The sequence below is a fragment of the Oxalicibacterium faecigallinarum genome (genome assembly GCF_014635705.1).
In the GTDB taxonomy this organism is placed as follows: Bacteria; Pseudomonadota; Gammaproteobacteria; order Burkholderiales; family Burkholderiaceae_D; genus Oxalicibacterium; species Oxalicibacterium faecigallinarum.
In genome coordinates this window covers 1,193,507-1,207,459 of sequence record NZ_BMDI01000001.1, presented here as the reverse complement: position 1 = coordinate 1,207,459, position 13,953 = coordinate 1,193,507, and the positions used below count along the sequence as shown (strand labels likewise).

Below are 13,953 nucleotides of genomic sequence, written 5' to 3'. Positions count from 1 at the left end.
GATAACAGTCAATTGTTATGTTATGGCGACATGCTCAAGGCTCAAGCAGAATTTCTAACTACCTGATTTAGCCCCAAGGCAAAGCCTGCATAACGACTGACCCTCCACCAGTACGGAATCAGAGCTTTCCAATTCACTTATGAAATTGACATCGGAAAAATTGATTGTTGTGATCGGCCGGATGATTGATGCACTGGGCAGCCTTGTGTTTCTCAAACTTCTGGCCATATCCATTACTAAAGCCGACATGGGTAGCTACCTATTGGCATCATCGCTGCTTGCCGTAGTGTTGACTATCTCGTTTTCCGCATTCGACCAGGGTTTGATGCGTAATATTGCCGATTACAATAGCAAGCACGCGACCCTGCCTCGGCGTTATTCGGCAATGGTGACTGCCTATACCGTCCTGGCTTTGATTATTGGGGCATTAGTGAGCCTGGTCATGATGATGGAGGGATTGGGCAACTCCCTGCACACGGTGTTGATACCATGGGTATTCTGGCTTGCCTGTGATGCAATCAAGAACCTCAACCTGACAGTGGCAAGCGGGCTCCGCTCCCGCACCTTGATCGCCATCGCAACAGGGGTTGACTACACCAGCAGGATCTTGCTTTTATCCACTCTCGCCCTGCATGACTCACCCACCCCAGCCATGATCATTGGCCTGCTGGCGATTTCGAGTCTCGCTGCTTCATTCACCTACATGCTGGGTCAACGCCAGCTTTTGGCTCGATTTTCCTGGCTAGATATCCGCGCTACTCTTCACGAGTCACTGGCATTCTGCTGGCCCATGATCATCTGGGGCTTGTTCGGCTGGCTGCAGAACATGTCCAATCGCTGGCTACTGGATTACTTCGCGGAGCTTTCGGTAGTAGCGGAATATGGCGTCCTGGTCTCGATTGCCAGCTTTCCCGTGACGGCACTACTCGGTGTTATCGTGACTTATATCGTACCCATTCTATATGAGCACGAAAACAAGCAACATGGATCGTCATTCGACGCTGTGCTGAAAGTGGCGCTGTATTGCATACCTGCATTTTCCATGGTTATGCTAGTAGCTGGCTGGTGGCACAAGGAGTTGATTTCGCTGCTTTCAGCCCCGGAATATGCCCTACATTCACAGGTGTTGCCATGGATTGTCGCATCCGCATCCTTTAGCGCCATCTGCTCCATCCTCACCTACGCCGTCTATGCGCAACGTCGCCTATCCTCTTTGCTACTGGCAAATACCGTACCTGGGATTTTCAGCCTTGCCTTTGGTTATGCTGCTGTCAAGGAATACCAACTTGATGGCGCTATCCTGACGCTGATTCTCAGTCACATTGTCGCAGGCAGCATGTTCATTATCACATACCTTAGAGCAAGATCGGCTTCAAGCATGCCTGTTGCAATATCTGGAGGTGTAGTTGAACGTTAAGGACATGCAGTTGAGACTGACGACACGGCGGTGTCGCCAATGCCAATCTGTTCATCAATCAGGCAACTGTCATAGCAGTTGCCTCCAACAGGAAAAAGACTAAATATCGTGTGCGGTATCGCCGGATTCATCCACTCAACTTCTGCTGACCCAGCCAGACTGGGGACCCAGCTGAACAAGCTTATCCATCGTGGGCCCGATGGTAATGGGATATGGTCATCAAATTGTGGCAGGGTGGTGTTTGGGCATCGCCGTCTGTCTGTCATTGATCTATCAAGTAGCTCCCAGCAACCGATGACCAGCCAGGATGGTCGTTACACGATCATTTTTAATGGCGAACTATACAACTTTGCCGCGCTACGCCACACACTCACAGGACTGGGACACCGTTTTCATTCAACAGGTGACACCGAAGTGCTGCTTGCCGCCTTCGTCCATTGGGGACCTGACTGCCTGGAACACCTGAATGGCATGTTTGCTTTTGCCATCCATGATCGTGGCAATGCACATACCCCTGCCTCGGTATTTATTGCGCGTGATCGTGCTGGAGAGAAACCACTTTATTTTGCACCATCCGCAAGTGAATTCTGGTTCGCGTCCGAACTCAAGGCCTTGCCCCACCAGTCTGCGATCGACTTGCAAGCACTCAACCATTATTTATCGCTGGGCTACATTCCAGCAGGTATGTGTCTTTTTTCTGGCGTACAGAAACTACCCCCGGCACACTGCGCCAAGCTATCACTGGATACCTTCAAGCTTGATATCTGGCGTTATTGGTCCTTGCCACCCAATCAATCATCAGGGGCTGAAGATGGCGAAGCGCTCGCAGACGAGGCTGCAGCACTCATCGAAGACTCCGTACGCCTGCGACTAGTGGCTGATGTGCCAGTTGGGGTAATGCTGTCTGGCGGGCTGGATTCCAGTCTCGTTGTAGGAGCAGCTGCTCGTGTTAGCGCCAAAGCGGTCGAAACCTTCACGATTTCGCTTCCCGGTTCACACTTGGATGAGGCGCATCATGCACAAAAAGTGGCATCACATTTTGGCACCCGTCATCATGTACTGCCATTACAGGAAACCAGCCTGCAATTATTGGATGGACTCGCGCCATTCATTGATGAACCAATTGCCGACTCATCCATCCTGCCAGCCTGGATGGTGTTTGGCCTTGCGCGCCAGCAGGTCACTGTCGCCCTTGGCGGGGATGGCGGGGATGAGTTATTTGGTGGTTATTCGGATTACACCACCAGCCTGGCAGATGCCAGTCGCTGGGGCTGGGTTTCATCGCCCATCATGGCTGGAGTTGCCAGTGCAGCGGCCATGTTGCCAGCCGGGGTTCGAGGACGCAACCGCCTGGCATCGCTACGGCATGGCCCACTACAGCAGATGATATGGGGGCGTCCATACTTTGATCAGACCTTACGCCGCCGTATCCTGCAGCGGCATGCTGTGAATGAACTCGGGGAAGAGCTGGGCCAGGCCGAACAGTTTTTATTGAAACAGTTCCTGCAAGGTAGGGACCCCGTAGACTCCATGACGCGCACCCACTTCAACAGCATATTGCCAGATGATTTCCTGGTAAAGGTAGATAGAGCAAGCATGGCGCACAGCCTTGAGGTCAGGGCACCATTCCTGGATCATCGCTTGATTGAATTTGCCTTTGGGCGCTTGCCTTCCAGCTGGAAAGTGCACAATGGGGAATCCCGACGCTTGCAGCGTATACTGGCACGCCGCTGGCTACCCCGCGATCTGGATGTTCAACGTAAACAAGGCTTTTCCATTCCCCTGAATGAATGGTTACGCCAGGCTGGAGAGAAAGACTTGATGCGACGCATGGAAAGCCTGCCAGCACTATTCAATCTTGATGAAGTACATGCATTGGTCAGGGGGCACCTAGCAGGCAGGGCCAATGGTGGCCGCCTGTTTGCATTAATCATGTTGGCAATTGCCATGAAAAACGCCTGAAAATGAATACAAGACCATTGCTTACTGTCTGCATTCCTGCATACAACAGGGCACAACTTCTAACACCATTGCTGGACTCCATCCTCCAACAGGATTTCCAGGATTTTGACATCTTGATCTGCGAGGATGGTTCGCCAGAACGTAACGCGATCAGGCAGGTAGCCGAAGATTTCAGTGCCCGCTATCCAGGCCGGATTCGTTACCGTGAGAACGCTAGCAACCTCGGCTATGATGGCAACATTCGTGAATTGGTAGAACACAGTCGCGGGCAATTCTGCGTCTTCATGGGCAATGATGACCTGTTATGTGCAGGCGCTCTATCCTCTATCGCTGACATTGCACACAGGATCGATGACTGCGGTGTGATCGTACGCACTTACGCCACATTTGACACCGACCCGTCTATACACAAACAAGTGTTTCGCTACTATGCCGAAGAGCATGTATTCCCTGCCGGCCAGTCTGCCATCGCGGCCGGCTATCGGCGTTCCGTCGTTATCCCTGGTATGGTCATCAAGCGTGATGCCGCGGCTGGTTTCGCTACCGATCGCTTCGATGGCACCCTGCTGTATCAGCTCTATCTAGTCGGCATGATCCTGGCCCACCACAGCGTGGTATTCACTCCCGGGATCATCGCGCTGCGGCGCGATGGCACCCCGCCGGATTTCGGCAATAGTGCTGCGGAGCGAGGCAAGTTTGTTCCCCAGAACCAGACCCCGGAATCCTCCCTGCATTTCATGCAAGGCATGCTTGATATTGCCCGGCATATTGAAACCCAGACCGGCATGCCTGTCTTCAACGCGATCCGTTCTGACATCGGGGCATACTCATACCCGATACTCTCCATCCAGGCCAAACAGCCTCTGGGAGTGTTCCTGAAATATGGATTCTCGCTGGCTCGACTGGGTTTCTGGCGCTCACCACTCTTCCATGCCTACTTCATTGGCTTATTGCTGGTAGGCCCTGAATGGCTGGATCGATTGATCATCTGGATCAAGAACAAGCTGGGGCATACTCCACGCCTGGGCGCAGCGCGGGGGCAATCCTCTTGAAGTTGCTGATTGCTGGTGACTGGCACTCCGACCTACATGAGGAGGAATTGAGTCGCGCCTTCCGCCGTTTGGGCCATGAAGTGATCTCATTCAAATGGTTCCACTACTTTACTGACGCATCTCAGCAAGCTAGCTTCTTGTCTGGGCTACTTAAGCGCATCCAGAACAAGTTTGTTGTCGGCAAGGTGATTGACCAGATTAATCAGGACCTGATGACATTGGCGCTTACGCAACAACCTGATGCCATCTTTATTTATCGGGGTACTCACATCACGGCAGTCACGCTGCGTGCCATTCGTCAACAATTGCCTCGCTGCGTGCTGGTTGGCTACAACAATGACGATCCCTTTTCCCCAACACAGCCTCGCTACCTGTGGCGACACTTCATGGCAGCCATCCCGGACTATGACCTGATGCTTGCCTACCGACACGCCAACCTGCTGGAATTCGTGCGAGCGGGTGCACGCCGGGTTGAGTTATTACGCTCATGGTATGTGCCGGACCGTAGCCACCCGGTCACGCTGACACCAGCTGAACAAGGCAAGTTTGGGACAGATGTTGTATTTATCGGGCATTACGAACCTGACCAACGCATGGATCACCTAGAGGCCATTGTCGCGAAAGGCCATCAACTGAGGTTATTTGGCCCGACAAAATACTGGGCAAAACCTTTGGTGCGTTCTGCCCTGCTTCAACACCTTGCACCAACCAGCATGGTGTGGCGCGAAGACTATAATCGTGCGCTGTGCGGTGCAAGAATTGCATTATGCTTTTTCTCGAAACTGAACCGAGATACCTATACACGTCGCTGTTTCGAGATTCCCGCCACCAGAACACTGATGCTGTCGGAATATTCCGAAGACTTGGCGTCACTGTATCTGGAGGGAGTGGAAGCAGATTTCTTCCGCTCGCGGGAGGAAATGTTGGCCAAGATTGACTATTACATAAAAAAACCCGACAAAGCATCCCAGGTAGCAGAAGCTGGCTACAGGAAGGTCATGCGCGCAGGCCATGACATTGATTCAAGGGCAGCCATGCTGATGAACTGGATTAAAGAGGAAATCGGAAAACACCATGCATAAATATTCTAGGGCAATGCAGCTCATGCTAGCCTTGCGCCTCCAGCCAATTGCCTGGGCACTGCGACGATTCCACACGCCGGTGCATCCGAACGCCCTGGTGCTGGAAGTAGGGTCAGGCGGCAATCCTTATCCCCGCGCAAACGTATTGCTGGATGCCTACGAACATACGCGTGAAAGGCACTGGGTTCCGCTCACATCGGACCGTCCAACCGTGCTGGGTTTTGTCGAAAACCTGCCCTTCAAGGACAAGGCGTTTGATTTCGTCATCGCCTCGCATGTCCTGGAGCACTCAACTGATCCTGAACGCTTTCTCGCAGAGCTGCAACGTGTGGCCCGGGCAGGATATATCGAAGTACCTGATGCCTTGTTTGAACGCCTCAATCCTTACCGCGATCACCGTTTGGAAATTACCGACAGGGATAACACCCTGATCATCACCAAGAAACAAGCCTGGATCAATGACCCTGGCTTGGTCGAATTATACGAACATCGCGTCAAGCGTTACCTGACCACCATGCTGATGCCCAAGCGCCCATTCGAGTTTCATGTACGTTACTACTGGCAAGACAACATAGCCTATCAGGTGACCAACCCGGAAGTTGATACCAACTGGACACCGCCAGAACAGATTCGCCCCAGCACCTCCCTGTCACTCAAGGCACGCTTGCGCGAATGGGGCAGACAGGGAATCCGTAACCTGCTGTCGCAAAGGAAGAGAAATCAGGGTATTGACGTCTTTCCCCTGCTGCGATGCCCTTCCTGCCAGTGCGAGCAGTTGAATCGACAGGCAGAGCAACTGGTGTGTTCCAGTTGCCAAACGCGTTATCCCGTTCGCAATGGCTTGATGGTCATGAACGAACTCCAAGGGAAATGACCTTGCCCTCAAGCAAGCTGCATATTGGCATTGATGCCAGCAACATCCGCTCCGGTGGTGGGCTGACACATCTCGTCCGCCTCCTGAGTGCTGCAGAGCCAGCAGGATCGTCTGTCGCACGCGTCACGATCTGGACCAGTACACAGACAGCACAGCAACTTCCTCAGCGCTCCTGGATCAGACCTATCACTCCAGCTTGGTGCAATGGCGGGCTCCTGCATCGAGCCATAGGTCAGCAATATTACCTGCCTCAAGAACTGAAGCATGCCGGATGTCACGTGCTGTTTTCACCGGGCGGCACCATACCCTGGCAATGTCCGGTACCTGCAGTCACGATGTCCCAGAATATGCTGCCTTTTGAGCCATCACAGGCCGACCTATTTGGTCGCTGGAGCCTCATGCGCCTGAAAATGCAACTGTTGAGATATAGCCAAGGTGCGTCATTTTCACGGGCACAAGGCCTGATCTTCCTGTCCAACTATGCACGCAATACCATTCAAGACTTACTAAAAACAGTAACACCGCATACGGCACTGATCCCGCACGGGATAGAAGAGCGCTTCATGCATGTTCCACGACCGCAACGGCGATTGGAAGATTGCACGGAGGCACAACCGTTTCGCGTGATGTATGTCTCCATCCTGATGCCTTACAAGCATCAGCTTGAGGTAGCGCAAGCCATTGCTGCATTACGGCAACAGGGGTTACCCATTGAAGCAAACTTTATTGGTGCCCCATGGGGACAATATGCGCAGGCGTTTCAACATCTGTTGCAACAACTTGATCCAGATAATCATTTCCTGAAATATACAGGCCATGCTCCATTCGACAGATTGCACGGCTTGTACCATGAGGCTGACGCATTTATCTTTGCATCTAGTTGTGAGAATTTGCCCAACATATTGATTGAGGCAATGGCGGCAGGGCTACCCATCGCCTGCTCAAACAAGGGGCCCATGCCGGAAGTCCTAGGGGATGCCGGCATATATTTTGATCCCTATTCAGCACCATCCATCACTCATGCACTGCTACAACTGGCCAAAGATAATACAATGCGCTCGGTACTGGCACAGGCAGCATGGCAAAAAGCACATGCCTACTCATGGAAACAGTGTGCAGACGACACTTTGGCATTCATCGAACATGTCGTGCATCAGCACAAAGGAGGATTTTGATGTTTAAAAACAAGGCGCTGTTGATTACTGGCGGTACCGGATCATTTGGTAATGCAGTGCTGCGCCGCTTCCTCGACTCAGACCTGCAGGAAATTCGCATCCTAAGCCGGGACGAAAAGAAGCAGGATGATATGCGCAAGAAGTACAACAGCCCCAAGCTCAAGTTCTACATCGGCGATGTACGGGATTATCAATCCGTATTGAATGCAGTGCGCGGGGTGGATTATATCTACCATGCAGCAGCCCTCAAGCAGGTGCCATCATGCGAATTCCATCCCATGGAGGCAGTCAAAACCAACGTGCTGGGCACCGAGAATGTGCTGGAAGCCGCAATCAATTGTGGCGTCAAGCATGTCGTCTGCCTTAGCACTGACAAAGCGGTGTATCCCATCAATGCAATGGGGATCAGCAAGGCCATGATGGAAAAGGTCATTGTCGCCAAGTCTCGTTCCAGTACCAGCACCATCATCTGTGCTACACGCTATGGCAATGTCATGGCCTCGCGTGGGTCGGTGATTCCGCTGTTTACCAATCAGATTCGTGCCGGTCAGGCCATCACCATCACGGACCCGCTCATGACGCGCTTCATGATGACCCTGGATGATGCCGTTGATCTGGTGCTTTACGCATTCGAGCATGGCAACCCAGGCGATATTTTCGTACAAAAAGCACCGGCGGCAACCATAGAGACCCTTGCCCGGGCATTGATCGAACTACTGCAACAACCCTCGCACCCGATCAATATTATTGGTACCCGGCATGGAGAAAAATTATTTGAAGTATTACTGAGCCGGGAGGAAATGGTATCGGCACAAGATCTTGGAGGTTACTACCGTGTGCCGCCTGACCTTCGTGACTTGAATTACGGCAAGTTTGTGGAACAAGGCGAAATCAAGATATCCGAGGCTGTCGAATACAGCTCCCACAACACAACGCGCCTGAATGTAGAAGGCATGAAAAGCCTGCTCATTAAGCTACGCTTTATGCAGGCTGCCATACAGGGAGCAAATGTGGAGCCAGAGGAATGAGCACACCCCCATCGCAAATCCACTGCGTGCTCGTCACGGGAAGCCAGGGTTTCATTGGCAAGAACCTGTTGGTTAGACTTGGAGAATCCACACAATACATTGTCACGACCTTTGTCCGTGGTGAACATGCCTGCCTTGGCCGAGGACTGATTTGATGAAGGTGTTGATAACCGGGGCGAACGGATTTATCGGAAAAAACCTGCAAGTGCATCTGGCCGAACGCAAGGATGTGCAGGTCGTGTGCCTTAATCGGCAGGATGATCTGGCGCAGTTGCCATCTCTTTTAATAGACGTCGATTGGGTATTTCATCTAGCAGGTGTTAATCGCCCGCAGGACCCTGCCGATTTCACGACGGGCAATCAGCAATTGACGCAGCGGCTGTGCGAAGCGATTGTCGCGAGTGCGCGTCCGATTCCGATCGTTTATACATCGTCGATACAGGCAACACTTGATAACGCATACGGCGCGAGCAAGCTCGCAGCCGAGCAGGCGTTGCTCTCACTGGCTGAAGAGACCGGTTCGCCCGTCTATTTGTATCGCCTGCCCAATGTTTTCGGCAAATGGAGTCGACCTAATTACAATTCTGCGGTCGCGACTTTTTGCAACAACATCGCCAAGTCGTTGCCGATTCAGATCAACGATGCGAACGCGGTTATCCATCTTGTCTATATTGATGATGTCATTGCGGATTTCATTGCAGTACTCGACGCGGTTTCAGCAGGTGTGCATAGAAGAGAGATCACGCCGATGTATTCGATTACGGTAGGCGCACTGGCCGACCAGATCAAGGCCTTCAAGGATAGTCGCGCTACGATGGTGACTGAGGCGGTAGGCCAGGGGCTGACGAGAGCGCTGTATTCGACCTATCTAAGTTTTCTGTCGCCTGAACAATTCTTTTATGAGATACCCGTGCATGTGGACCCGCGCGGTCGATTCGTGGAAATGCTCAAGACGAAGGATTCCGGACAGTTTTCTTTTTTCACCGCTCACCCGAAGGTGACACGTGGCGGTCACTACCATCATTCAAAAAACGAGAAATTTCTGGTCATTCAGGGAAAGGCTCGTTTCGCCTTCCGGCATGTCGTGACTGGTGAGACGTATGAGTTGATGACAAGTGGCGCGTCGCCGACTATCGTCGAGACGGTGCCAGGCTGGTCGCATGATATTACGAATATCGGTGAGGAAGAGATGATTGTGATGCTTTGGGCAAACGAGATTTTTGACCGGCAGAGTCCGGATACCATTTCCCATAAAGTCTAATCATGAAAAAACTAAAGATTGTTTCGGTAGTTGGAACGCGTCCGGAGATCATTCGTTTGTCGCGTGTGTTGGCGCGGCTCGATGAGTTTTGCGACCATGTTCTGGTACATACCGGACAGAATTATGACTACGAACTTAATCAGGTGTTTTTTGATGATCTGGGTGTACGCAAGCCGGACTATTTTTTGAACAGTGCCGGCCACAGCGACGGCCCGGCGCATACGATCGGCAACCTGATCATTGCCGTCGATCGAGTGCTGGCTGAGGTTAAGCCGGAAGCCATGCTGGTGCTCGGCGATACCAACAGTTGTCTGTCCGTGATTCCGGCGAAACGCCGGAAAATTCCAATATTTCACATGGAAGCAGGTAATCGCTGCTTCGATCAGCGCGTGCCAGAAGAGACCAATCGACGTATCGTCGATCATACTGCGGATGTCAATTTGACCTATAGCACGATTGCACGAGACTATCTGTTACGGGAAGGTCTTTCGCCTGATCTAGTGATCAAGACCGGCAGCCCGATGTTTGAGGTGCTGACGCATTACCGTTCCCATATCGATGCATCGGATGTTCTCGGTCGTCTGGTACTTCAGACCGGCGGTTATTTTGTCGTGAGTGCACATCGAGAGGAAAATATTGATTCGCCGCAATCGTTCGTCAAATTGGTTGAAATCATCAATGCGGTAGCCGAGGAATATCGGTTGCCGGTGATTGTCTCGACGCATCCGCGCACGCAAAAACGGATCGATGTGGCAGAAGCGAAATTTCACGCCAACGTCAGGTTGCTCAAGCCATTGGGTTTTCATGATTACGTTAAGCTTCAGATGTCGTCCCGCGTCGTGTTGTCCGATAGCGGAACGATTAACGAAGAGTCGTCGATCTTGAATTTTCCGGCGCTGAATTTGCGCGAGGCGCATGAACGTCCAGAGGGAATGGAGGAAGCTGCGGTCATGATGGTTGGATTGTCGGTCGAGCGCGTGCGTCAGGGCTTGGCGATTCTGGAAAATCAGGCGCGTGGTGATGGAGGGGGGCAGGTGCGTTCATTACGCCAAGTAGAGGACTACAGCATGCCGAATGTTTCCGATAAAGTCGTGCGGATCATCCATAGCTATACAGATTATGTAAATCGCGTAGTTTGGAAAAAGTATTGAACGGCTAGCTATGCGTATTCTGGTCGTATCCCAGTATTTCTGGCCTGAAAATTTTCGCGTCAACGACATGGCCGCCGAACTGGTCCGGCGCGGACATCAGGTAACGGTATTGACCGGCTTGCCGAATTACCCGGACGGTGTGGTTTTCCCGCAATTTCGCGCCGATCCTTCCGTTCACGCACGCTTTGAGGGCGTGGAAATTGTCCGTGTGCCGATGACTGCGCGAGGTGCCGGTAGTGCGCGCCTTGTTTTGAATTACCTGAGTTTTGCCGCCAGTGCTTCAACCATCGGCTGGTGGAAATTGCGCGGGCAGGCATTCGATGTCATCTTCGCGTTTGAGCCGTCGCCGATTACCGTCGGTATTCCTGCTGCCGTGATGCGCTTTGCCAAGAAGGCACCTTTGGCGTTCTGGGTGCTGGATTTATGGCCAGGTACGTTAAAGGCTATTGGCGTCGTCCACTCGCCGTTTCTGCTGAAGATCGTCGGGTGGTTAGTCAGTTTTATCTACCGACGTTGTGATTTGATTCTGGCGCAATCCAGGAGCTTTGTTTCCGATATCCGAAGTTATGCCGGCCAGAATGCCTGGATCGAATATTTTCCGAGTTGGGCCGATTCGATCGCCGCGTCGTCGGATGTTGTTCCCGCGCCGGAAATTTCGCGGTCTCCCGGCCAATTCAACGTCATGTTTGCCGGTAACATCGGCGATGCGCAGGATTTTCCGGCAATCCTGCAGGCCGCGCAGCGCCTGAAAGATGCGCGTCATATCCAGTGGCTGATTGTCGGTGATGGACGCATGGCGCAGTGGGTCACCAATGAAATCAAGCGGGTCGGCCTACAGGATACGGTGAAAATGCTGGGACGCCATCCACTGGAGCGCATGCCGTCCTTTTTCGAACACGCCGACGCGCTTTTGGTCAGCCTGAAGGATGAGCCTATTTTCGCGATGACGATCCCCGGTAAGCTGCAGTCGTATCTGGCGGCTGGTATCCCTGTGCTGGCGATGCTTGATGGCGAGGGTGCTGATTTGGTAAGAAGTGCCAACGCAGGACTGACGTGTGCCGCCGGCGATGCAAACGGACTGGCAGCGGCGGTGTTGCAACTTTCGACGGCCAGTGCTGATGAGCGTCTAGAAATGGGAAATAACGCGTTCGCGTTAGCCGCCAGAGAATTCGACCGCGGCACGCTGATGAATCGCTTCGAAGCATGGCTGAAAAAACTATCCTCCCTGAGGAAACCAGTGCGCCAGCCAGAAAATACATAATGCCTTGAGTCCGGCCGTTCTCCGCTTGTTTTCTTCGTTCGATAACTACGTCCCGACTACTGTACCAACAATCGCACTACATATATCCCATGCAACAGAAACGGAAGAGGACTATGGAAATGTGTAACGATCCTAGTATGGCCAAAGATGAATCCAAATGGGTTTCTTGATGCATAGTTTTCTTGTTACTGGAGCAAGCGGTTTTGTCGGCCAGCCTCTTTGTCGTGAGTTGACAGGGCGGGGTCATCCGGTTAAAGGAGTAGTGCGTGAGATAATGAATGTGGGTGCATTAGACTGCGATTTTCACAGGATAGAAGATATTTCTGGTGAAACCGATTGGACAAATGCCTTTACTGGCATCGACACGGTTATTCATCTAGCGGCCCGGGTGCATGTCATGCGTGAGCAGACGGCCGATCCACTCGAAGCATTCAGAGAAGTCAATGTTGCTGGCACAGAACGACTTGCCCGCTCAGCTGCAGCTGCAGGAGTCAGGCGTCTGGTTTATGTGAGTTCGGTCAAGGTTAGCGGCGAAATGACTGATACCGGACGCCCGTTCACGGAGGACGATCCAGCATTGCCGGAAGATCCATATGGAATATCGAAGTGGGAAGCCGAACAGGCTTTGCGTGTTATTGCGGCAGAAACGGGTTTGGAAATTGTGATTGTGCGTCCGCCGCTGGTATATGGTGCAAATGTTAAAGGCAACTTTCATCAAATGCTGAAAGTATTGGAGAAAAGGACTCCTTTACCTTTGTTAAGTGTACATAATTTCCGTAGCCTTATTTATGTTGAAAATCTCGTGGACGCTCTTATTGCGTGTGGACTTCATTCCAATGCATCTGGTCAGACTTATTTTGTTAAGGATGAGGAGGATGTCTCCACCATTTATCTGCTGAGAAAATTAGGTAAAGCAATGGGGCGGCCTCCATTATTGTTTCCGTGTACACCCTGGGTCCTTCGAAGACTTGCATCATTAGTCGGCTACTCTGCTCAGATTGAACGGTTGATCGGATCTTTGCAGATCGACGATAGTAAAATTCGTCGAGATCTGGGCTGGTTACCTCCGTATACTTCTAACTATGGACTAGAAAAAACGGCTCTTGATTATCTGAATGCCAAGAAAAAATGAAGCGATGTTTTGATCTTTTGTTAGCTTTATGTGCCGCTGTTATGCTTTGTTTACCTGTGCTGCTTGTTGCAGTCGCGGTGCGTTTAAGTTCGCGTGGGCCGGTATTGTATTGGTCTGATCGGGTTGGCATACATAATCGTATTTTTAGGATGCCAAAATTTCGTTCGATGCGAGTTGATACACCGGCAGTAGCGACACATTTGTTGAGTGATCCTAAGCAGTTCTTGACTCCGATCGGTTCGTTTTTAAGGCAATCGAGCCTAGATGAGTTGCCGCAACTTTGGAGCATCTTCAAAGGAGACATGAGTTTTGTCGGTCCACGTCCAGCTTTGTTCAATCAGAATGATCTGATCGCGATTCGCACCGAGCTTGGCATTGACAAGCTTAGACCAGGGCTGACTGGCTGGGCGCAGATCAATGGTCGTGATGAATTGCCGATTCCTCAAAAGGTGCAGCTTGATTATGAATACCTGCAGCGGCAGTCTCTGGTTTTTGATCTCAAGATACTCGTGCTAACGTTCTACAAGGTGTTGTCCAAAGATGGCATAACGCATTGAT

General features: G+C 51.8%; 12 protein-coding genes. All 12 read left to right on the top strand.

Annotation, left to right across the window (positions count from 1 at the left end; genetic code table 11):
- Positions 1-139 precede the first annotated feature (139 nt).
- A complete protein-coding gene (locus IEV29_RS05850) occupies positions 140-1,417 on the top strand; it encodes a lipopolysaccharide biosynthesis protein (protein WP_188380290.1) in 1,278 nt (425 codons plus the stop codon).
- Positions 1,418-1,525: 108 nt separating this feature from the next.
- Positions 1,526-3,379 (top strand): asparagine synthase (glutamine-hydrolyzing), encoded by a 1,854-nt coding sequence (gene asnB, locus IEV29_RS05845; protein WP_188380289.1) that lies wholly within the window; start codon positions 1,526-1,528, stop codon positions 3,377-3,379.
- 2 nt (positions 3,380-3,381) lie between these two features.
- Entirely contained in the window at positions 3,382-4,431 is a 1,050-nt protein-coding gene (locus IEV29_RS05840; RefSeq protein WP_188380288.1) for a glycosyltransferase family 2 protein, read from the top strand.
- Positions 4,347-5,513, top strand: a complete 1,167-nt coding sequence (locus IEV29_RS05835; protein ID WP_188380287.1) for a CgeB family protein — start codon at positions 4,347-4,349, stop codon at positions 5,511-5,513. The genes IEV29_RS05840 and IEV29_RS05835 overlap by 85 nt, the downstream gene beginning before the upstream one ends.
- The gene (locus IEV29_RS05830) at positions 5,506-6,387 is read left to right on the top strand and encodes a methyltransferase domain-containing protein (RefSeq protein ID WP_229726249.1); all 882 of its coding nucleotides are present in this window, start codon (positions 5,506-5,508) and stop codon (positions 6,385-6,387) included. The genes IEV29_RS05835 and IEV29_RS05830 overlap by 8 nt, the downstream gene beginning before the upstream one ends.
- A gap of 2 nt (positions 6,388-6,389) precedes the next feature.
- Entirely contained in the window at positions 6,390-7,562 is a 1,173-nt protein-coding gene (locus IEV29_RS05825) for a glycosyltransferase family 4 protein (protein ID WP_188380285.1), read from the top strand.
- Complete coding sequence (locus IEV29_RS05820) at positions 7,562-8,590, top strand: polysaccharide biosynthesis protein (protein WP_188380284.1); 1,029 nt, start codon at positions 7,562-7,564, stop codon at positions 8,588-8,590. The genes IEV29_RS05825 and IEV29_RS05820 overlap by 1 nt, the downstream gene beginning before the upstream one ends.
- Positions 8,591-8,744: 154 nt before the next feature.
- Positions 8,745-9,851, top strand: a complete 1,107-nt coding sequence (wbjC, locus tag IEV29_RS05815; RefSeq protein ID WP_188381090.1) for a UDP-2-acetamido-2,6-beta-L-arabino-hexul-4-ose reductase — start codon at positions 8,745-8,747, stop codon at positions 9,849-9,851.
- A gap of 2 nt (positions 9,852-9,853) precedes the next feature.
- Complete coding sequence (gene wecB, locus IEV29_RS05810) at positions 9,854-11,002, top strand: non-hydrolyzing UDP-N-acetylglucosamine 2-epimerase (RefSeq protein WP_188380283.1); 1,149 nt, start codon at positions 9,854-9,856, stop codon at positions 11,000-11,002.
- 10 nt (positions 11,003-11,012) lie between these two features.
- Complete coding sequence (locus IEV29_RS05805) at positions 11,013-12,263, top strand: glycosyltransferase family 4 protein (protein ID WP_188380282.1); 1,251 nt, start codon at positions 11,013-11,015, stop codon at positions 12,261-12,263.
- A gap of 157 nt (positions 12,264-12,420) precedes the next feature.
- Positions 12,421-13,395 (top strand): UDP-glucose 4-epimerase family protein, encoded by a 975-nt coding sequence (locus tag IEV29_RS05800; protein WP_229726248.1) that lies wholly within the window; start codon positions 12,421-12,423, stop codon positions 13,393-13,395.
- Positions 13,392-13,952: a sugar transferase gene (locus IEV29_RS05795; RefSeq protein WP_188380281.1), complete on the top strand. Its 561-nt coding sequence runs from the start codon at positions 13,392-13,394 to the stop codon at positions 13,950-13,952. Before IEV29_RS05800 ends, IEV29_RS05795 begins: the two co-directional genes overlap by 4 nt.
- Position 13,953 lies beyond the last annotated feature (1 nt).